The sequence below is a fragment of the Halobacteriovorax sp. GFR8 genome (assembly GCF_050955245.1).
Lineage (GTDB): Bacteria > Bdellovibrionota > Bacteriovoracia > Bacteriovoracales > Bacteriovoracaceae > Halobacteriovorax_A.
Genome location: NZ_JBPBLR010000002.1, coordinates 1,297,822 through 1,317,929, shown reverse-complemented (window position 1 = coordinate 1,317,929; position 20,108 = coordinate 1,297,822). Strand labels below are relative to the sequence as shown.

Annotated in this window: 21 protein-coding genes and 1 tRNA gene; 8 read left to right on the top strand and 14 right to left on the bottom strand. The window is 37.4% G+C overall.

What is annotated here, in order from left to right; all coding sequences use genetic code 11:
* Nucleotides 1-308 precede the first annotated feature (308 nt).
* Nucleotides 309-385, bottom strand: a tRNA-Cys gene (locus ACRXC1_RS06840).
* A gap of 130 nt (nt 386-515) precedes the next feature.
* Nucleotides 516-821: an HU family DNA-binding protein gene (locus ACRXC1_RS06835; RefSeq protein ID WP_021266755.1), complete on the bottom strand. Its 306-nt coding sequence runs from the start codon at nt 819-821 to the stop codon at nt 516-518.
* A 283-nt stretch (nt 822-1,104) separates the two neighbouring features.
* Between ACRXC1_RS06835 and ACRXC1_RS06830 the strand changes: the two genes are divergently transcribed.
* Complete coding sequence (locus tag ACRXC1_RS06830; protein WP_392908046.1) at nt 1,105-2,814, top strand: hypothetical protein; 1,710 nt, start codon at nt 1,105-1,107, stop codon at nt 2,812-2,814.
* A gap of 3 nt (nt 2,815-2,817) precedes the next feature.
* Here ACRXC1_RS06830 and ACRXC1_RS06825 read toward each other — a convergent pair whose 3' ends face one another.
* The 7 genes from ACRXC1_RS06825 to queA all read right to left on the bottom strand — a co-directional run bounded on the left by ACRXC1_RS06825 (nt 2,818) and on the right by queA (nt 9,136).
* Nucleotides 2,818-3,507, bottom strand: a complete 690-nt coding sequence (locus tag ACRXC1_RS06825; protein WP_433657523.1) for a hypothetical protein — start codon at nt 3,505-3,507, stop codon at nt 2,818-2,820.
* The gene (gene secF, locus ACRXC1_RS06820) at nt 3,494-4,420 is read right to left on the bottom strand and encodes a protein translocase subunit SecF (RefSeq protein ID WP_392908042.1); all 927 of its coding nucleotides are present in this window, start codon (nt 4,418-4,420) and stop codon (nt 3,494-3,496) included. Before secF ends, ACRXC1_RS06825 begins: the two co-directional genes overlap by 14 nt.
* A 15-nt stretch (nt 4,421-4,435) precedes the next feature.
* Entirely contained in the window at nt 4,436-6,145 is a 1,710-nt protein-coding gene (secD, locus tag ACRXC1_RS06815) for a protein translocase subunit SecD (RefSeq protein ID WP_393061142.1), read from the bottom strand.
* Nucleotides 6,146-6,267: 122 nt separating this feature from the next.
* Nucleotides 6,268-6,591 (bottom strand): twin-arginine translocase TatA/TatE family subunit, encoded by a 324-nt coding sequence (locus ACRXC1_RS06810; protein ID WP_392908037.1) that lies wholly within the window; start codon nt 6,589-6,591, stop codon nt 6,268-6,270.
* 2 nt (nt 6,592-6,593) lie between these two features.
* Nucleotides 6,594-6,929, bottom strand: coding sequence for a preprotein translocase subunit YajC (gene yajC / locus ACRXC1_RS06805; protein ID WP_433657520.1), 336 nt, complete (start codon nt 6,927-6,929; stop codon nt 6,594-6,596).
* Nucleotides 6,930-6,955: 26 nt separating this feature from the next.
* The gene (tgt, locus tag ACRXC1_RS06800; protein WP_392860975.1) at nt 6,956-8,074 is read right to left on the bottom strand and encodes a tRNA guanosine(34) transglycosylase Tgt; all 1,119 of its coding nucleotides are present in this window, start codon (nt 8,072-8,074) and stop codon (nt 6,956-6,958) included.
* Between the two features lie 6 nt (nt 8,075-8,080).
* Complete coding sequence (gene queA / locus ACRXC1_RS06795; RefSeq protein ID WP_392908032.1) at nt 8,081-9,136, bottom strand: tRNA preQ1(34) S-adenosylmethionine ribosyltransferase-isomerase QueA; 1,056 nt, start codon at nt 9,134-9,136, stop codon at nt 8,081-8,083.
* Between the two features lie 123 nt (nt 9,137-9,259).
* Between queA and ACRXC1_RS06790 the strand changes: the two genes are divergently transcribed.
* The 6 genes from ACRXC1_RS06790 (at nt 9,260) to ACRXC1_RS06765 (ending at nt 15,379) form a co-directional block, all read left to right on the top strand.
* The gene (locus ACRXC1_RS06790) at nt 9,260-10,300 is read left to right on the top strand and encodes a trypsin-like serine peptidase (RefSeq protein ID WP_433657517.1); all 1,041 of its coding nucleotides are present in this window, start codon (nt 9,260-9,262) and stop codon (nt 10,298-10,300) included.
* On the top strand, nt 10,266-10,877 hold the full coding sequence (locus tag ACRXC1_RS06785; protein WP_433657515.1) for a 3'-5' exonuclease: 612 nt from the start codon (nt 10,266-10,268) through the stop codon (nt 10,875-10,877). The genes ACRXC1_RS06790 and ACRXC1_RS06785 overlap by 35 nt, the downstream gene beginning before the upstream one ends.
* Before the next feature lie 58 nt (nt 10,878-10,935).
* Nucleotides 10,936-11,208, top strand: a complete 273-nt coding sequence (locus tag ACRXC1_RS06780) for a hypothetical protein (protein WP_392908025.1) — start codon at nt 10,936-10,938, stop codon at nt 11,206-11,208.
* A gap of 72 nt (nt 11,209-11,280) precedes the next feature.
* A complete protein-coding gene (locus tag ACRXC1_RS06775) occupies nt 11,281-12,795 on the top strand; it encodes a hypothetical protein (RefSeq protein ID WP_433657513.1) in 1,515 nt (504 codons plus the stop codon).
* A 37-nt stretch (nt 12,796-12,832) separates the two neighbouring features.
* Complete coding sequence (locus tag ACRXC1_RS06770; protein ID WP_433657511.1) at nt 12,833-14,227, top strand: L-serine ammonia-lyase; 1,395 nt, start codon at nt 12,833-12,835, stop codon at nt 14,225-14,227.
* A gap of 111 nt (nt 14,228-14,338) precedes the next feature.
* A complete protein-coding gene (locus tag ACRXC1_RS06765) occupies nt 14,339-15,379 on the top strand; it encodes a hypothetical protein (protein WP_433657509.1) in 1,041 nt (346 codons plus the stop codon).
* Between the two features lie 36 nt (nt 15,380-15,415).
* Here ACRXC1_RS06765 and ACRXC1_RS06760 read toward each other — a convergent pair whose 3' ends face one another.
* From ACRXC1_RS06760 to ACRXC1_RS06740, 5 genes are all read right to left on the bottom strand, one after another.
* Nucleotides 15,416-16,780, bottom strand: a complete 1,365-nt coding sequence (locus tag ACRXC1_RS06760) for a hypothetical protein (protein WP_433657507.1) — start codon at nt 16,778-16,780, stop codon at nt 15,416-15,418.
* On the bottom strand, nt 16,767-17,429 hold the full coding sequence (locus tag ACRXC1_RS06755) for an ABC transporter ATP-binding protein (RefSeq protein ID WP_433657505.1): 663 nt from the start codon (nt 17,427-17,429) through the stop codon (nt 16,767-16,769). Before ACRXC1_RS06755 ends, ACRXC1_RS06760 begins: the two co-directional genes overlap by 14 nt.
* Before the next feature lie 101 nt (nt 17,430-17,530).
* A complete protein-coding gene (locus ACRXC1_RS06750; RefSeq protein ID WP_433657503.1) occupies nt 17,531-17,953 on the bottom strand; it encodes a thioesterase family protein in 423 nt (140 codons plus the stop codon).
* A gap of 49 nt (nt 17,954-18,002) precedes the next feature.
* Nucleotides 18,003-18,608, bottom strand: a complete 606-nt coding sequence (locus tag ACRXC1_RS06745; RefSeq protein ID WP_392908015.1) for a hypothetical protein — start codon at nt 18,606-18,608, stop codon at nt 18,003-18,005.
* 152 nt (nt 18,609-18,760) lie between these two features.
* The gene (locus ACRXC1_RS06740; RefSeq protein WP_433657501.1) at nt 18,761-19,678 is read right to left on the bottom strand and encodes an alpha/beta hydrolase fold domain-containing protein; all 918 of its coding nucleotides are present in this window, start codon (nt 19,676-19,678) and stop codon (nt 18,761-18,763) included.
* 123 nt (nt 19,679-19,801) lie between these two features.
* Here ACRXC1_RS06740 and ACRXC1_RS06735 point away from each other — a divergent pair, with 123 nt between their 5' ends.
* Complete coding sequence (locus ACRXC1_RS06735; RefSeq protein ID WP_433657499.1) at nt 19,802-20,065, top strand: hypothetical protein; 264 nt, start codon at nt 19,802-19,804, stop codon at nt 20,063-20,065.
* Nucleotides 20,066-20,108: the final 43 nt, after the last annotated feature.

Genomic DNA, 20,108 nt, shown 5'->3' with positions numbered 1-20,108 from the left:
GTGCAAATATAGAGAAGTAAAATAATTCATGCTCCATAAAACAAGAACGCCAAAGACATAAGCCTTGGAGTTTCAATGTGGAGGACGAGACCGGATTTACTCTCTCTCCTTCGCATCCAGCTCGCTCTTAATAAAAGTAGACCGCTAGTTTACAGGGAGTCCGACTCGGCCCATCCATGGGCCTCACTGGATTGTTCGGCTTCATCTGCTCCTGCAGATGCCGCCTCCAAAACTCGGAAAAACATGTTTAAATTCGAGACTCGGACTCAGAAAATAAAAAAGCCAGCTATAAAGCTGGCTTTTTTATTTGGAGGACGAGACCGGATTTGAACCGGTGAAAAACAGTTTTGCAAACTGCCCTATTAGACCACTCTAGCACCCGTCCGCAGAATGATTTTAGATTTCCTATAATATGGATATTTTTTAATAAGTCAATTTAAATGCTTAAAAATATTGACCTGCCACTAATGCGGCAGGCCTATACTTAAGTATTAAAAAAACAGGATGCGTGGCCGTTAAGCTTCGCGGATAACGTACTTGTCTTTACCCTCATCAACCATTTCTCTTAGTTCTTTACCAACTTTGAAAAATGGAACTTTCTTCGGTGGCACTTTCACTACCTTACCAGTCTTTGGGTTACGACCTTCGTACGCTTTATAATTACGATTTGCAAAAGATCCGAAACCTCTGATTTCGATTCTTTCATCATTGAATAAAGCATTGATCATGTCATCAAAACAAATATTAACAACAGTCTCGGCCTGCTTGTGCGTTACATTTGCTTGCTTTTCGATTGCTGCAATTAAATCTGCTTTTGTCATTATAATCTCCTCTCGATATGAGAACTCTTTCGAGCACAAACTCAATCCTATGATTTTTAGTTACCTCACTTATCGTCCAAGTCTCTAAAAACATTAGGAATATTTATTGTGCCACAAAAACTTTACTATCATTATACACTAGATTTTATTTCCTAACAGTATAACTACTTAAAATTACGTCAATTCTCACACAATTTCAATGAAATGTAAGAAATTAACCTAAAATTAAAGAAGTCAACGAAAACTGGCGATTAAGTAAGTAGAAAATTAAGGAAATAGGCCAATGAAGGTAATATATTTAATTGTATTCTTATTTATCACATCTTCCTGTGTTCCACAGGTTGCACGTCCAGATGGGTTCTTTGATGACATCAATAATATCGATACATGTGAAGATCTATTCTTTCTTCTAAACGAAGGAAATGTCTGTGCAAGTTCATGTGGTGAAGGAGAAGTCGTTGCAGACGAATCACAATTAGAAGAAATCCTGGCCGATGAAACACTTGATGATTTTACTCGCGAAAATATTGAAGCCTCTGCAGGTGTTTGTATCACAGCACCCGAAGTAATTGCTCGTCCAAGTGACTCCGTATTTATTGATGACGATTTTTGTATTTGTAAGAATCAAAAAGTTGCCTCGGTAACAAGTGGTGCCTCATGTGCAGCAACTTGCCAAGAAAAGACTGCCACTGTCGCTACTCTATATGGAACAGTAACAGTTGGGCCAAAAATTAAAGACGACGCTAACCTACAAAATCTTTTTGGTTTCTGTAACAATTCAATTGATAACGGTGCCCAAAACCCACCTTCTTGTCAGCTAGTGGCCACAGATATCGACGGACGTCGCTACACGGCCGACCTTAAGACTTATCAAGGAACAAATATTTTTGAAGCAAACCTTGAGGCCACGACAGTAAACTTTGGGGAAGCTTATACTTTCCATATTGAAGAAACTGGAAGTGGCGTTGAGAATGCAAAAAGTGATTACGAGCAGTTCAAATTATTTGAGCCAGGTGATGATGACGAGTACGAAGGTAACCTCAAAATAAAGCTTATCTCACAATATACTTGTATGATTCGCGCGACGGCCACAAGTTCAAACTATGATCCAAGAGATCAGATCTATCTTGATACAGTAAGAAAGCACTTCTATATGCCTGTTGACTACCCGACTCCTTATCTTCCACCGGGTGTTTCAGATACAATCTTTTGTCACGACTATATCAAGACAGGACAAAACGATGATGCTCCACAATTTCCGCGTCTCGAGCTAGTGCCAGATCACTTTTCTCTGTGGGATGTAAACGATGTGCGCTTTATTGCAGATGGAGAAAATCGCAAGGTTGATTTCCTAATTAAGGATCGCATGATTGAAATGGGGGCCAACGTTAGCGGCACAAAAACGTACTTTGCACCTCTTGAAACTTGTGTGGCACCAAATGTTAGCGTTGAAGATGGAGGCTTCCCAGAGGCATGTTCAGGAGCTGAGTCAGGGCTAATTCAATCAGGACTCGCTATGATTCCATTCTTTACAGACAATAGTGGACGTGCAATTTGTCCAGGCTACACTGAATACAATTCATCGAATATTGAATTCAAGGCGCTTGGTGAAATTATTGGAACACCTACTGAAGGTCTCTACTTTGCCAAAGGTCCACGTGAAGTAATTGATCTTGGTGATGGAAATAAGCAAGAGATTAAACCTGCTGACGTTATGTTTATTAGAGAAGGCCAGCTAAAGAAAATCTGGTTTCACTTAACTAATGATGGAATCCATTACAAACCAACAAGTGATACACAATCACAACCTACCTACTTCTACTGGCCAGCTGATGAAGATGCACCATATGTACAAAAGCGTGGTTACCAGAAGCTATATCAAGTGATGCACTCAAGTGAGCTTGCAAGTAGTGGTTACACAACATCAATTCCTACAACAATCAAACCGCTTGATCGTAAGATGGGTTGTATTCCCGTAACCAGTGGTAACTAAAAGTTAGAGAACTCTCTTAATGAAAACATCGACACTTGGATCTAGGTAGTCTTTATAGATAAAATAAAGAACACCGGCTTTTAATCCCGTTGAAAAAACAAAGAAGATTAGCGACTTTACGTAGCGAAAGACAAAGAATTCGTCTTTCTTAATAAATGCACGTTTTAGAAAGAAGCTTATGATGAAAAGAAAGATAACAACACCAAGGGCAAGCTTTAGAACATCCTTATCCTGAGTTAATTCGAATAAGTAAAGCAAGGCCTTATCATCTTTAACAATCCCTACTGCAAAGTTTACAAGCTTATCACTATTAACAAAGAATTGCATGATTGGATTTTGCGTAGCATTTTCACGGATCATCTGGGCAACTTGTGCATCAGGAACATTTTTAAATTGTGCATTAATCATCTTAATAGCACGTCTCATCATCTCAGGGTCGGCCTTACCATTTTTTAGAGCAAGACCTTGAGTTGGCATGGCCACTATATTTGTAGCTTGGCCGCCATTTTTTTTGATCTCTTGGTTAAGAGTCTCTATTGACTCTTGAAGATTTTCGACATCTTGGGAAGAAGTCGTCTTATCACGACTGTCGTAATCTTCGTCACCATACGCAAAAACCCCATGTGTACTCAGAAGTACACACAGGGCAATTAAGTATTTAATAAAATTAATTTCTGAATTAAGCGTTTGCATCTGCAGTTTTCGCCTGCTCCCCTCTAAATTTATCAAATAGAAGTACAACTGGTGCTGCAACGAAGTTAGATGAATAAGTACCAACAACAACACCAAGAGTGATCGCCATAAAGAAATCACGAATAGCAAGACCACCTACAAAGAACATCGTCGCAGATACGAAAAGTGTCGTACCTGAAGTAAGGATTGTTCTTGAAAGTGTTTCGTTAATTGCATTATTGATATGATCTTTAATATCACGTCCAACAAATTTTTGCTCATGCTCACGTACACGGTCATAGACGATAACTGTATCGTTAACCGAGTAACCGATAACCGCAAGAATTGCAGCAACAGTCTGAAGTGTAAACTCTGTTCCTGTTAGAGCAAATACACCTAGAATAATTGTTACGTCATGGAAAAGAGCAACAATTGCACCCGGTGAGTACTTGAAATCGAAACGTAGACCAACATAGATCATAATTGCAAGAAGCGCCCAAAGCATTGCAAGGAAACCAGACTTTCTAAGTTCAGCACCGGCCTTTGGACCAACGATATCAACTTTTCTGATCTCTACACCATCTTGCTGATACTTAGTCGTTAGTGTCTGTGAAACCTTTTCAGTAACTTCGTTTAAGTTACCTTCGTTTGCACTAACTTTAAGTAGGTATTCATTCATTTGAGGCTCACCAATTGTTTGGATTGTAACCCCAGTGAAACCAGCTGACTTCATCTCACGACGAAGTTCATCTAGGTTTTCAGATTTTTGGAACTTAACTTGAATCTCAGCACCACCACGGAAATCTACCCCGTATTTCATTTTAGTACCGATTAGAACAAGTGAAGCAATTACAAGAATTAAAGAGATAAAACCTGCAATTCCAAATTTATTAACAAAATTAAAATTTGTATTACTTTTAATAATTTCAAACATTTTAAACTCCAATCCTTAAATGCTTAAGTCCTGACCTTCTACTTTATTCATATAGAATTCAAAGAAAAGCTTTGAAACAAAGTAAGAAGTGTAAACAGTTGCAAAAATACCAATTAATAATGTAACAGCGAAACCTCTAATTGGACCTGTACCAAAGTTTAGTAGACAGATACCAGCAAGAGCAGTCGTGATGTTTGCATCAATAATTGTCCAGAAAGCAGAGTTGAATCCGTTTTCAACAGCTTTATAAAAGCCGACATTATTTCGTATTTCCTCTCGAATACGCTCATAGATAATGATATTGGCGTCAATGGCCATACCAACAGTAAGAGCGATCCCTGCAATACCAGGAAGAGTTAGAGTTGCTCCAAGACCTACAAGCATTGCCAGAATAATAAGTACGTTTAGCGCTAGTGTTGTAACAGCGAAAACACCAGAAATTCTGTAGTAAACAAGAATGAAACCAAATACTAGAACACAACCAATGATTGCAGCGAATCTTGCCTTATCAATTGAATCGGCACCAAGAGATGGACCAACTGTTCTTTGCTCAAGGAAATCAAGCTGAACAGGAAGAGCACCGGCACGAAGAACAAGAGCTAAGTCTTTTGCTTCTTTAAGTTGCTCATTATAACTTTTACCACCAAGAGAAATCGTCGCGCGTCCACCAGCAATTTTACCATTAATACGTGGAGCTGAATAAACGTTACCATCAAGAGTAATCGCCATTAAACGTCCTACGTTCTCACCAGTAACTTCTGCAAAGATCTTTGCACCACGAGACTTAAAGTTAAGCCCTACTTCTGGGTTGTTATTATTTTGTGGGTTAAATTGAACTCTTGCATCTTCAAGGTCTTCACCAGTAAGGCGTGCAACAGATTCAATTAAGTATGGAACTAATTGAAGGATGTCACCTTTTGCATTAGTTACTCTTTCAAATGCAAGAACATGACCTTTAGGAAGATCAGAAGCTACGATTTCGTTAACCTTTGTCACGTAATCAGAAAATCTCTCACCTTTTTTGTAATCGATTCCTTGCTCTTTTGCTTTTGACACCCAACCTTGAATAGTGATTGGAGCAATTTCAGAATTAACCATCTTAAATTCAAGCTTTGCTGTTTTACCGATAAGCTCTTTTGCTCTTTCGATATCCTTAACACCCGGAAGCTGAACAACAATACGGTCTTTACCTTGAGAGATAATCTCTGGCTCAGTTACACCAAATTCATCAATACGGTTACGGATAACTTCGATTGATCTTTTTACAGATTGATCTTCAATATCTGTCTTAACTTTCTTAGTTAGGGCAACAGAAATTGTACTACCTGTGTCTTTTGTTACTCTTAAAAAACCATTGTATTGGTCGTGAATAATATCCTTTAGTGTCTCAACATCAGTTGATGAACCTAGGATGATTTCTTGGCGTGGGTCTAGTTCATCAGATGAATCTAGGTCACCAATTTCAAAACCGTTACCAGTTTTGTCCTTGAAGCTAAATTCTAAACGGCGTGCGTATCCTTTAACCTCGTCCTTGTAGACCTTTTTGAAGTCAATTCCTAAGATCATGTACAGACCACCTTGAAGGTCTAGTCCTAAGTTGATCTTAGACTTAACTGGAAAATTGTCAGTTTCTTTAAAATTAAATGCAGTAGGTACAATCGAAATACCTGAAATGATCGCTACGATAAGTAGAAATACGAAGCGATACCACCAGCCTCTTCTCATTAGATTCTCCTAATCCTTGGGTTTCTTTTGGTTTTCTCGAATATTTGAGTTAAATAAACTACAAAAATTATATGAGATTAACTACTTAAAAACAATATTAAGAGAATATTAATTTCAAAAACTTACGATTGCTTTGATTTTTCCGACTCAATCACTTGGTCTTTTTCATCTTCAGAATTATCAGAATTGCTAATTTTGGCATCACCTTGCGCTGCAACGCTAGCTTCAGGTGACTCTGTGATTTGTGATGCCACAGATTCCTCTTTGTGAGAATTGGTCTCTGCAGCATCATTGACGTGGTCCATTAAATCATCCTTGGCCTTTTGAAACTCGCGAAGTCCTTTTCCTAAACCTTTTGCAAGTTCAGGTAATTTTTTAGGTCCGATAAAAATCAGAGCAAAAACTAAAACAATAAGTAATTCACCAGCACCAAAGCCACCAAACATGATTACGCCTCTTTTTTATTAGAAAGAATACTTTCTTCAAGTCCACCAAGTTGTGAACGTAGGATTTTAATACGTGTACCTTCAGCAACTTCAAGGTCCACAACTTTTTCAGTCATCCCAACAATTGTACCAAAAATACCTGACTTTGTGTAAACACGGTTACCTTTTTCAAGTGTATCAAGCATTTTCTTTTCTTCTTCCATTTGTTTCTTTTGTGGTCTGAAAACAAGAAAATAAAAAATAGCAACTACAGCAATAATTGGAACAAAGTTCATTGCTGAATTAGCTGGAGCAGCACCACCTTGAGCATAAGCATTAGATATAAAAAGTTGTAACATTTGTTTCTCCTAACTTTTAATTTTATTTATTGGCCTGAGGCCCATTTTCGTGAAGTGTATCTGTTATAAAATTCTTTGTAATAATCGTCAAACCTATCCGCTAGAATCGCTTCGCGTGCATCCTGAGTCATCTTAATCATGAAATAAAGATTGTGATAAGTGATCAAGTTACCAGAAAGAAACTCTCCAGTTGTATAGAGGTGTCTAATATAAGAACGTGAATACGTTTTACAAACTTTACAGTCACAACTTGGATCAGGTGGTAATGTATCTTCTCTAAAGCGAAGGTTCTTAATATTTAATGGCCCATCGTGTGTTAGGAATTGTCCATTACGTGCGTTTCTAGTTGGAAGAACACAATCAAACATATCAATACCTGCTCGAATTCCATTTAGAATATCAAGAGGCTTACCAACACCCATCAGGTATCTTGGTTTTTGATCCGGCATTGTGTGAACAAAGTCATTTAAGAAATCAACCATCTCTTCATTCTTTTCACCAACTGAAAGTCCACCAAGAGCAAGTCCTGGAAAGTCCATTTCTTCAAGACGCTGCATACATTCCGTACGAAGATCTTTATGAAGCCCTCCTTGAACAATACCAAAAAGTTTTTGATAGTCGCGAAGCTTGTAGTCGATACAACGCTTGGCCCATCTAAGTGTTAACTCCATACTTTCGCGAAGAGTTTCCTTCGTTGCAGGAAGTTTTGGACACTCGTCAAAGGCCATCACAATATCAGAGCCTAGGCCCTTTTGAATCTCCATACTTTTCTCAGGAGAAATAAGGTGTTTTGAACCATCAATATGTGAAGAGAAAGTTACACCTTCTTCTGTAATTTTATTAATGTCTGAAAGTGAGAATACTTGAAACCCACCAGAGTCTGTTAGAATTGGACGATCCCAATTCATAAACCCATGAAGTCCACCACCAACTTTTTCAATAAGCTCATGCCCAGGTCTTAGGTATAAGTGGTATGTATTTCCAAGAATGATTTGAGCATTCATCTCATAAAGATCTTCTTGCCACATACACTTAACTGATGCACGAGTTCCAACAGGCATAAAGATTGGTGTTTTAATTTCACCGTGTTCAGTTGTAATTGTAGTTGCGCGGGCCTTGCCGCTATATCCTTCAACTTTTATCATATTCACTTACCTTAAAATTAACATCGCATCACCATATGAAAAGAAACGATATCCCTCTTTAACTGCAATATTATAAATTTCTAATGTTTTTTCACGGCCAATTAGCGCACTCACAAGCATAAGAAGAGTTGACTTTGGCAGGTGAAAATTTGTTATTAAACCGTCGATACTCTTCACATCAACACCAGGGTGCAAGAAGATTGAAGTGTCCTTCATCTCACCAGGAGTATAGTCTTCCACTCCATTTTGCCAAATCGTTTCAAGAGTTCTTAAACTCGTTGTTCCAACAGCAAAACGTTTTTTAGCATTTTTTATTTTTTCAAAATTTACTTTATCAACAAAGTAATTTTCAGAGTGCATTTTGTGATCTTCTAGATTATCAACTTTTACAGGAGCAAAAGTTCCAAGACCGACATGTAAAGTTACTTTTGCAATATCATGCCCTTCACTTTTAATCTGCTCTAGCAGTTCATCTGAAAAGTGAAGCCCCGCAGTTGGAGCAGCAACACTTCCAAGCTCATTTGCAAAAACTGTTTGATAGTCTTTCTTATCTTGATCGTCCGACTCTCCCCCACGAATATAAGGAGGAATTGGAACAAGTGCGTTAGCATTTAAGTAATCAATTAAATCATTACCAACGATAGAAGGGGCAATTAAGAACTCACCTTCAATATTGTCGACGATAGAAATTGTCAGACCATTGGCAAAGATATACTTGTCGCCGGCCTTCTTCTTTCCACGGGCCTTAACAAGAGCGCGATAGTGACCGGCCTCATTTGGCTCAACAGTTAAAAAGAAAACCTCTGCATTACCACCACTTTCTTTGTGACCTTTTAGTCGACATGGGAATACCTTACTCTGATTAAGGACCAGAGTTGTCTCACTTGGGAGAAAATTAATCAGTTCACTAAATTTATGATGTGAGATCGTATCAGTTTCACAATTGTAAACTAATAATCTTGAGTGATGACGTCCTTCAATTGGGCGCTCTGCAATCTGCTCTTTAGGCAAGTCGTAATCGTATGACGATAGCTGTAAATCCACATTATTTAATTGGTTCATAGGTCCCGATAGTAGCGTGAAATTAGGTAATCGTCATCATGTAAGTTTTTCAAATCACAACTTTCTTATATTCAAAAGTAAAGAAAACTGCAAAAACTTACAAAAAGTAAAAGAGAGGGAAAATTGAAGTTAAATCTTACGCAAATCGCATTATTTTCAGCACTAATTTCAACAAATTCGATGGCCATCAATAAAATTATTTATGGAAGTGACAATCGAGTTGAAGTACATGAATCAAATAAAGAATTTCTAGTTGATAGTGTTGCAGCAATGGTTCCAGCTTACGCTTTTTTAAAAGACGAGAAAGGAAAAGTTGCTGATACAAAGCTTCTAAGATTTCCTACTTTAAAATATCATAGAGGTTACCCTACATGTAATGACATGAGATTTAGAGATCAGCCTACAATCGCAAGCTGTAGCGGATTTTTAATTGGAAAAAATCTTCTAATGACGGCCGGACACTGTATGATCCGTGGCGGAACAGAAGTATCTGACCAAGTGACTTCGGCCTGTAATGATAATAAGTGGGTTTTTAATTACAACTCTACTTCTATAAATAAAGATGGACACTTAGAGATTCAAAAAAGCGAAGTTTATGGATGTAAGCGCGTTGTTGCTGCATCATACACAGGAACTCTTGATTACGCTGTAATCGAACTTGATCGCGAAGCGTCTGATAAGAAACCTTTAACACTGAATCATAAAACAAGTGCAACTAAAAAAGGTACAGATATTTATGTAGCAGGTTACCCATCGGGGTTGCCATTAAAGGTTGCAGCAGGTGCAAAAATTGTATCAAATCCAATTTATAGCAAAGAGTTTATAACAGACCTCGACACATTTGGTGGAAACTCAGGCTCAGCTGTTTTTAACAATAAAGATGAAGTCATTGGAATTTTAGTTGCAGGTGATATCGATTATACCTTTGACTTTAAAAGAGGTTGCTATAAAGTAAATGTGTGTAAGAAGCAAGGTGGGAAGTGTGATAGTCAATCATCTCCACTTGGTGGACGAGGTGAAACAGTTACAAAAGTTGCCTCTGCTTACACGGATTACAAATTAAAAGAAGCTCTAGGGCCTTATATCTTTGAAGAAGACGCTGATAGCGAAGAAGAAGTGGAAGAAGTCATTGAAGAATACGAAGAAGAATACGAAGAATATTAAAGCAAGAATCACCAAAGAAGAAATCAACTCTTTCGAGATGATTGATTACACGGGCCAGATTTATCTTATTGATACAGAACAAAAGGCCCAAGATATTGCTAAGAGATTTCAAGAATTAAATCAAAAATACATCGTTACTGGCCTTGATACTGAATCAAGGCCATCTTTTAAAAAGACAGATAACTTTCGCATAAGCCTTATTCAAGTTTCATTTGAAGAAGAATGCTTCCTTTTTCGTTTAAATAAGATTCAGTGCCCAGATTACCTAGTGGATTACTTAGAAGACGAGAAGCTTATTAAGACAGGAGTTGCGGTAAAGGACGATTGTCGTGATCTTAAAAAGCAATATCATATCAATGCTAAAGGTGTTGTCGATGTTCAGGATCTCGCTAAGGCCCAAGGCTATATCACTCTTGGCCTGCAATCCCTTACAGGAATTCTTTTAGAGAAGAAGATCTCCAAAAAAGCAAAGCTTACAAATTGGGAAAATAATAAATTAACTGATGCCCAGATTCGTTATGCTGCAACTGACGCCTGGATTTCATTAAAACTTTATCAGGCCTTAGAAACCAAATAAGAATTTCTTTTCATAGTCTTTCATCAAAGATTCATGATTTTTGATCATGATAGTTTGTATGAAGGTCCTAAGTATATTGACTATATTGCTCCTCACATCTGGTATATATGCACAGAAATCAAAAAATCAGAGCGGTGCATACCGCATGGATAGCTTTGGAACAACCAATCCATATGAAGAAGCTGCAATTCCTGATGAGCGGAAAATTCGTCAACCTTCCTCTGAAGAAATCTATAAATACAAGTATGAATTGGAACAAAATCCCAAGTGGCAGGATATCGAAGAGAATTGTGGGGATCGATGCATCTATCCAGACTCTCGTGGTAAATAATTTCAGCAACTTAAACTAGGTAAATTATTTCCTAAATAAATTGTAACTCATTCATTCTATAATTTAACCAGAATGAATGTTGTTAAGTGCGCAATAATATTAACTTTCCTTGGGCTTACTCTCACCTCTTGTTCAGGAGGAGCAGAGGGTGCATCAGGAATTCAGGCAGCTCCTGTTGGACAGGCTGCGCCAACTGCTATCTCAACAGCACAAGCTATCATTACAGGCGCTCTACCTCAAAATTCACCGGCCATTTCTTGGACCAATCCAGCAAGCCTAGATCATATTGAATATGCTCTTGGGACTTCAGCAGGTGGCACAGAGCATACGGCCTGGACGGATATTGGAGTTGTCACAAATTACACTCACACAGGCCTTATCGGTCTTACTGAATGTCAAGCTTACTACCCTTCTGTCCGCGCAGTAAGTGCGACAGCGCAAATCTCAACAACACTAACAAGCACGAGTTTCTACTGGGATAACACTTCCCCTGCAGGCTTAGGCGTGCCAGATGTCTCTGCAGATGATGCCACGGCAAGCTCATCAACGACGACAACCTGGGGAGCAGCAACAGATAACTGTGTTCTTGATCACTATGAAATAGCTATTGGGACAAGTGCAGGAGCAACAGATGTACAAACTTGGATCGATATTGGAAACGTCACATCTTATAAAATTCAAGATGGCGTAAATGGCGCAAGCTTCACCCTTACAGAAGCAACAAATTATTACATAACTCTAAAGGCCGTCGATGAGGCCGGATTCGAAATAATTCAAAACTCAGGAGCATTCCAAGTTTTTAACCCGGCCACGTCTTTACCAAATATGGTAGCGCGTTTAGATGCGAGTGATCTTAGTTCAATCTTAGATAGCGGAGGCCTTGATGCTTCAAATGGTGCCTTCAATGGTTCTGTTGAAGACTGGCTTGATACATCAGCAAGTGCCAACACTCATCACTTCTACCAAAACGGCGCAGCTCCAACATTTGATTCCTTTGATAATCACGTTGTCTTTAATGGAACAAGTCAATATCTAACAGTTGCAAACCATGCTGAGTTAAATACGGCCACTACTGATCAGAGAAATATAACGGCCTCTTTTGAAACCTCCGCTGATGTGACAAATCTTCAGATCATTTACGAAGAAGGCGGCGCTAGCCGTGGAATGAATATTTATATCCAAGGCGGAAATCTCTACTGTGGCTTTTGGAATATTAATAACGACGGCGATGGAAGCCAGCCTTTTACCTCAGTGAGTGCACCTATTTCAACAAATACCGTTTACCACGTAACATGGGTATTTGATTACACCAATTACGCTGGAGCAGCTGGGCCTGACGGAGACCTCACTTGCTATGTCAACGGAAGTTCTATCGGATCAACAGTCTCAACCTCCCTTTTATATGCCCACTCAGGGGCCATCTCTCTTGGTTCATACCTAAACGATAGCTACACTCACACAGGCAACTTGAGTGGCAATGGAGGCTATTTTAATGGTGATGTCATGGAGTTAATGCTCTTTAACGATCCGCCAGATGCAGCAACTGTGAACACAATTCATACATACCTTGAAGATAAGTGGAACTAGGCTAGCTCAAATCATAATCATCTGATATAAATCCCTCATGAATTTAAGTGTTTTTGATATCTACTCAATTGGAATTGGGCCAAGTAGCTCCCACACAGTTGGACCTATGAGGGCCGCTAAAGAATTTCTGGATAAGCTTGTTTCGATGGGCCTTTATGAAGAGACTAATATTGTCTCGACTGCACTCTATGGCTCCCTTGCTCTCACAGGAAAAGGACATGGTACAGACAAGGCAGTAATCCTAGGTCTTAGTGGCCACACACCAGAAGATATCTGTCCTGATCAAATTGATCGCATCCTAGATTCTGCACATGACCAACAAAAGCTCACATTTTTTGAAGGCAAAGAAAACGCAAAGACGATTTCATATATTCCACGTGAACATATCTTATTTCACCGAAAGCAAACGCTAGACTTCCATTCAAATGGAATGTGCTTTCAAGCAATCGATAAAGATGGCAAAGAGTTATTTAAGAAAGTCTACTTTTCAATTGGAGGTGGCTTTATTGTTGCTGAAGGTGAGAATAATGACGGCGATATTTTTTCTCAGCACACTAGCAAAGTAAAGTATCCATTCACATGTGGCGATGAACTTTTAGCCACGGCCAATGAAAGTGGTATTTCAATTTGTGAGCTGATTAAGACAAACGAAACAACATGGCGAAGTGAAGAAGAAATAAACAGCGGCCTACAAGCTATTTGGCAAGCAATGGACAATTGTATCAGTAGGGGCCTAAAAGCAGAAGGTCAACTCCCAGGTGGCCTAAAAGTTAATAAGCGCGCAAAGAAATTACACGAAGCTCTTTTAAAGAAAGACTGTGAAAAGAATCTTGATCCTCTAGCAATTATGGATTGGGTAAATCTTTTTGCTATATCAGTAAACGAAGAAAATGCATCTGGTGGAAAAGTTGTGACGGCACCAACAAATGGTGCAGCAGGAATCATTCCAGCAGTTATCAAATACTATCTAAAGTTTGTAAAAGACGCTTCAATTGATAAGGTTGTCGACTTCCTCTTAGTCGCAGGCTGTGTTGGAATTCTTTATAAGAAGAATGCATCAATTTCAGGAGCTGAAGTTGGCTGCCAAGGTGAAGTTGGAGTTGCTTGTTCAATGGCCGCTGCAGGACTTGCACAAGTTCTTGGTGGTACAAACGAACAAATTGAAAACGCCGCAGAAATCGCAATGGAGCACAACTTAGGACTTACTTGTGATCCTATTGGTGGCCTTGTTCAAATTCCATGTATTGAGCGAAATGCCATGGGTGCCGTAAAAGCAATCAATGCTGCAAGAATGGCCATGCGTGGAGACGGCAGTCATTTTGTGAGCCTTGATAAAGTTATCAAAACCATGAAGGAAACAGGCGCCGATATGCAAACGAAGTACAAGGAAACAAGTCGCGGAGGACTCGCTGTTAACGTCACAGAGTGTTAATTCAGCTAGTTAGACAGGTTACTTCTTTCACACGTCAAGATAAACACTTTCATTTTAGTGACTCACATCATACAAAGACCTACTTTTATATAGAAAATTTGGGAGAGAGTCATGAAAAAGTTCTTAATTCCTCTAATGCTACTTACGCTATTTACTGGTTGTAAGGAAGTTAAAGAGGCCATCAAAATGCCACAAAAAATGGATAAGCTTGGTGAGACGACTGATGGTATGAGTGATACAACATCACAACTATACTCACAGCTTCGTTCTGCACAGTCTTCAGTTGAAAGACGTGATGCCTTTGCTCTTATTCTTAATGATAATATTGAAATGGGTCAAAAACTTACAAATGCAGCAAAATTCTTTATGGCATTTGAGTACAACCTTTATACAGGAATTAAGCCTTACGATAATTTAGAAATTCGTGACATGCTTTTCTATGATGCAGTTGAAGAATTTTACAAGAATATGGCCTCTGTTTATGAAACAGATATCAAGGGTGAATTCAACGTTAAAAAAGCAATGAAGAAAGGTAAGATGACTCCAATTCACACTGGAAAGTGGTCACTTAAAAAACGTAACTATGAGCAATCTTTCTATGCTGTAGCTGCGGCCCTTCACAAGGTTCACCACCGTCAAACATTCAATGCAAAAAACAATGGTTTTGCAGAAATGTCGATGTACACACTTATGAAAGATGCACTAATTAAAGACTCTCAAGGTGCAACTCTAAGTAAGTCTGAAGAGTATATCGTTGCAGGACACAACCGTGAAATTTCAATTGCTCTTTTAAAAGCGCGTATTGATATCATCCTTGCACTAGCAATTAACGACTCAATGGATGCAGACGAAGCATCATTTTGGCCAGGACTTCTTCACGTTGTTTCAGGTGGAAAACTTGGAAAGCTTGAACTTCCTTCAACGTTTGAAACTTCAAATGCAGCGACTATGCACGAAGCAAACAAGAAGATTGAAGAAGCACTAAAGTGTTATGACTTCCTACTATCAATTGGTGTTAAGCATGAGATTGATAGCAAAGTTAAAAATATTTTTGATAATGTCGACCTACCAGAGCTAGATAATATCCAAGCACAAAATGATAATATTCAAGAGTACAGAGAATATATTCAACAAATTCAAAAAATAGATTAATTCAAATATAAGAAAAGGCCTCGATTGAGGCCTTTTTTATTTCAGATATGCTTTATTTAAAATATCTCTCATCGCTTTCTTACACTCATGTTCACTTGAACTTCCTAAAGTATTAAGAACGTCTCTTTTGTCCTTATCACTTTTAATTAAATCAGAATCTAGTATAGATGCAATAGACCTTCCCTTGCATTCATTTGCGGCCATCAAAAGATTATCACTAAGAGTATGATCTTCGATTTGGTAATCATTATTCTTTAAGAGATAAGTTAGAAACTTCTGATTATTCATGGTCACCATAAACTTTAATAAACTTCCTGAGAGACACTTTTTGTCTTCGTATAATTGACAAATAAAACGATCATATTCAGAAACTTTACTTGGAAGAAGATGAAGGATAATATCCTTTCGATCAAACCTTGTCGCAAAGTCAAAAACAACTTTTTCATTCAGCCATTCGAACTGCTTATCATCAGGCATTCCACTATCATAATATTTAATAAACTTACTTGAATCTTTATCTTTTAAAAGTGTTATGAATTTAGCTTCTTTAATAAATCCAAATCCAGAATAAACGATATATGATTTATAATTTATGTGATTAAAGCTTGAGGTAAAATAGAAAAGTAAAATAGCACCTATCCCAAAACTTGATGTGAGCTTTAAATTAAGAATCAGCTGCTTCTTTAAATTTGTTTGTAATAAGCGAAAATTCTTATGTTCGTTATATGGCCTATCATCTTTATAAACTCTGAAAAAAGTATGAATGATAAAAAGACTTAAAAATAGAGGAATAATCCAAACTGCAAAATCTTCAGAAACAAAAACACCTAGGAGAAGAATCGAAATCCCAATAAATATAAAATTTAGAATTAAAAAAGGAATATTAGTTAATGAAACTAGAGGATTTCTAAAAAGTCGATTAAATTGATGTCGCTCTTGAAAGGCAAAAGTTCTTACATTAAATGAATTAACAAAAAAAATAAATAAAAAGATAGTAGATAATATAACCTTTTCCTCATTCATATCACCTTGATCAGGACTGAATAAAAGAAAATAGGTCATGTAAAGACCTGCTATGATGCTATAAAAATAAGAGAAGATAAATCCAAAAGCTTGAAGCAACATTTTGTGAAACAGACTAATTGGAAGTGTTAAATTGTATAGACTCCCCGTCAACTTATACGGCGATTTTATGGTCTGAGAGCGACTCTTATTTAAAACAATCGAAATCATAATAACTGAAAATGCAGTAATTGGTAGAATATTTAGTTCAAATTTTAAATAAACAATCCAAGATAAAAGAAGACAAAGAAAAAAGAATAGAGTTTTAAGAAAAAAGACATTCTTATTCTCTTTGATATTATTTAAAATAAGATTTCTAAGAACACTATGCTGCTTCATAATCGACAATCCCATGAGACTTAATTGTAAGAACTCTATTGCTATTTAATGTCGTATCTTCAGGTATATTTGTTGCCATTACAACACTTCGGCCTGTTGCACATTCCTTTACTAAGATTTCACCTAGCTTCTTACGTGCCTTTCGATCCAGTACTGCGGTAATCTCATCAATTAAGATAAGAGGTGTACCAGATGCGATGGCCGCAATGATTTGCACACGAACCTTCATTCCAGTAGAAAGCTCATGAATACACTTATCACGATCAAGCTCAAAATCGGCTAGGAGACTTTTTTCTTTTTCAATATCATAATCAGGATAAAGAATTTGGTAATTATCTAAAATGAAACCAACACGAGAGTTTTCATCAAAATCAAAATCATGTGAGTTAAAAAACATTTTCTTGAAGATCTTTGAACGATTATGCGTTGGGGCCATATCAAAAACATTAACATGACCATTTAGAGGATTATAGACACCTAGAACAAGGTTGATAAGAGTACTTTTACCTGAACCATTCTTTCCAAGTAAAATGACAAATTCACCGGCGCCAACTTTTAAGGAAACATTCTTAAAGATAACTTCGCCATCAGGGAAAGTATAATCCAAGTTCTTAAGCTCAACTAATGGACTATTTAAATTAGCGTCCATATCCCCTCCATTCAATTATAAATAATAATTGTACTGGTGGTTCAAGCAGATACAAAAATCAGCTAATTAGCATGGAATGACTTCCTCAAATTGTAGGCACTCTATTTCTTAAAATGGTCAAGAAAGGCCTGAGGAGCCTTGGCAAGCTTGCGCTCTTCATAGTCAAAGAAAACGAGGCCATTTTTAGCGTAAGCGATAAGACGATCGCCACATGTGAACTTATAAAGAAGGTCATAGCCGTATTCACTAATATCTTCGACAAACATTTCAACTTCTAAAACATCCCCATGGAAAGCTTCTCCGCGGTACATATAAGCGGCGTCAGCTTGAATAAGAGATTTCCCAAAGCAATTAAGCTCATCATGGCCAAGGGACTTTAGAAAGCGCAGACGCCCTTCATGACAAAGTGTTGCCACAGCATCATTGCCCATATGATTTCCATAGTTGACGAAGTTAATAGTTAGCTCGATTTTTGTTTTAAAATCAGCTTCTCTTTGAGGTGTCGATAGTTTTATACGTGCCATGGATAAATTTTAACGAATTAAACTTACTCACACAAGATATAAGAATTCATTATTGAGCAGAAGAAATATTAAGGCCCTTCTTCTTATATAGAAACTTTACTAGCAGCTCATGACGATTATTAACAACCATAGCTTTAATAAGAATATCATCATTGAGCCATCTAAAGTCTCGATCAAGAGGCATCCCTTTATCATAATAAGCTAAAAAATCTTCTGGACGATTTTTGATAAAAACAAAGGCATAGACAGGTTTGGCCATATGAAAGTAAGACAACAGCTGTTGCGTATTTGCAGAAGAATAGCGGATATACCTAAGCATCGAAAGGCAGAAGAAGGAAATAATTAGAGATAAACAACAGATCATAAAACTTCTTTCAAACCATTTCTTAAATGAGGTTTTCGGAAATAGTAACTCACCAAAAAGTTCTTCAGATTCATTAGAGAAACGATGTTGATAAATCAATAAAGAAGCAACAAGGATGAAGCTTATATTTGGAACATAGGGAATATAATCAAATAGGATTATTAATATTAAAATCGTTAGTAAGATGAAAAAAAATAGCGAAAATAGAGTAATTAATTTTAGAAGGCCCTGTAGAGAATATAACTCTCCAATTGCTAAGTTACGCCTGTAAAACCCCCATTGAGTCTTCATAAAACCTCTCACAAGTAAGATTTTATCGCTACTCAACAAATGTTCTAAATACACCTATTTATCGTGGTTCTGATCATTTTTAAAGGAAGAATATGACCTATTTAGTGGCCATATCCATATCAGCTATTTATTATAGATTAGACAACAGGAATCTACGAACTAACGATTTCATTAAAGATATATTCCTTCGCGTACTTAAATAGTTCCTCGTTTTCAAGAACATGATTGGACCATGCATGAAAGCCATGTGAAAACTCTTTGAACGTCACACTCACTCCTTCTCTAAGTAACTTCTCATAGAACATTAAGCTATCATCATAGAGAACATCATACTTAGCAGCATAGATATAAGTCTTTGGTAATGTATCAAGTTCATTGCTATAGAGTGGAAAAATTGCAGGGTCCTGCATATGAACTTCTCTATTGGAAATTGCGTAATCCAAAAGCTTTAAGAGCATTGATTTTGATAATCCACTCTCTTCCCCACTTTCGTATCTGTTAGCAGAGGCCGTCTCAAAGTCACTTTGATAGTGACCTGTTAGAAGATGAAGATCAGTAATTTCAAAGCTCTTATCACCCAGGTGATTATTGGCCAGGCTAAGTAAAGTCGCAAGGTTTGCACCAGCAGAGACACCTGTTAGCGTGAATGTCTTAACACCTTTTAGATGAAGATCATTTAAAAGAGCTAGGCACCAATTTGTAATCTCAGGAATGCTAGACTCTGGAGATAATGGGTAATCTGGGCAGATGATATATGAAGACTCATTATGCTCGTTAAAGAGTGCTTGGCAGAATTGAGCACTAGTATACTCATGACCTGTTACATAGCCACCAGAGTGAAGGTGAATGATACAGTGAGACTTAGGCTCCCCCCATACTAAGCAAGTCTGATTATTGAGCTTTTGAACAGAGCATTTAACAAGGGCCTTATACTCACCTTCAATAAGATCCATCGCCCTTCTAAGCTCATCAAGAGTGATTCGAGAAAAGCGTTTTATACCAACATCAAAGAATGACTGCATTGATGAAAGTCGCTTCTTATGAATGAATTCAGTAATTGATTTAGACAATGTGTAACCCATTACATTTACACGGAAAAGTATTTATTAAATAAAGTATATAAATAAAATTCCGATAGTTAAAATTAGTAAAACTATATTCGTTATTTTAATAAAATAAAGGTAACAAGGCCAATGAAAGCATTCTCTTTAATTGTTCTAATCTGTATATTTATGGCCTCATATAGTTATGGTTATATCATTGTCGATAGTGAAATCCAGACACAAACGCCTACTTACGATACACAAGCAGAACTCTTCAAAGTTGATGATGATGGAATGGGCCCAGTCATCCCAAAAGAAATTGAACAAAGTCGATTTCCATCAAGTATTCCGAGCGAAGATGAAAACGGTCATATTCAAGATAGTGATGAGAAATATAAGAGACCTTACAAGTAAAAAAACTATCAAACAATATCCACAATAATTACATAAAAAATCC

Coding starts and splice junctions, on each gene's coding strand:
- ACRXC1_RS06835 (WP_021266755.1), bottom strand. CDS start 821: ATGACAAAAGCAGATTTAATTGCAGCAATCGAAAAGCAAGCAAATGTA.
- ACRXC1_RS06830 (WP_392908046.1), top strand. CDS start 1,105: ATGAAGGTAATATATTTAATTGTATTCTTATTTATCACATCTTCCTGT.
- ACRXC1_RS06825 (WP_433657523.1), bottom strand. CDS start 3,507: ATGCAAACGCTTAATTCAGAAATTAATTTTATTAAATACTTAATTGCC.
- secF (WP_392908042.1), bottom strand. CDS start 4,420: ATGTTTGAAATTATTAAAAGTAATACAAATTTTAATTTTGTTAATAAA.
- secD (WP_393061142.1), bottom strand. CDS start 6,145: ATGAGAAGAGGCTGGTGGTATCGCTTCGTATTTCTACTTATCGTAGCG.
- ACRXC1_RS06810 (WP_392908037.1), bottom strand. CDS start 6,591: ATGTTTGGTGGCTTTGGTGCTGGTGAATTACTTATTGTTTTAGTTTTT.
- yajC (WP_433657520.1), bottom strand. CDS start 6,929: ATGTTACAACTTTTTATATCTAATGCTTATGCTCAAGGTGGTGCTGCT.
- tgt (WP_392860975.1), bottom strand. CDS start 8,074: ATGATAAAAGTTGAAGGATATAGCGGCAAGGCCCGCGCAACTACAATT.
- queA (WP_392908032.1), bottom strand. CDS start 9,136: ATGAACCAATTAAATAATGTGGATTTACAGCTATCGTCATACGATTAC.
- ACRXC1_RS06780 (WP_392908025.1), top strand. CDS start 10,936: ATGAAGGTCCTAAGTATATTGACTATATTGCTCCTCACATCTGGTATA.
- ACRXC1_RS06775 (WP_433657513.1), top strand. CDS start 11,281: ATGAATGTTGTTAAGTGCGCAATAATATTAACTTTCCTTGGGCTTACT.
- ACRXC1_RS06770 (WP_433657511.1), top strand. CDS start 12,833: ATGAATTTAAGTGTTTTTGATATCTACTCAATTGGAATTGGGCCAAGT.
- ACRXC1_RS06765 (WP_433657509.1), top strand. CDS start 14,339: ATGAAAAAGTTCTTAATTCCTCTAATGCTACTTACGCTATTTACTGGT.
- ACRXC1_RS06760 (WP_433657507.1), bottom strand. CDS start 16,780: ATGAAGCAGCATAGTGTTCTTAGAAATCTTATTTTAAATAATATCAAA.
- ACRXC1_RS06755 (WP_433657505.1), bottom strand. CDS start 17,429: ATGGACGCTAATTTAAATAGTCCATTAGTTGAGCTTAAGAACTTGGAT.
- ACRXC1_RS06750 (WP_433657503.1), bottom strand. CDS start 17,953: ATGGCACGTATAAAACTATCGACACCTCAAAGAGAAGCTGATTTTAAA.
- ACRXC1_RS06745 (WP_392908015.1), bottom strand. CDS start 18,608: ATGAAGACTCAATGGGGGTTTTACAGGCGTAACTTAGCAATTGGAGAG.
- ACRXC1_RS06735 (WP_433657499.1), top strand. CDS start 19,802: ATGAAAGCATTCTCTTTAATTGTTCTAATCTGTATATTTATGGCCTCA.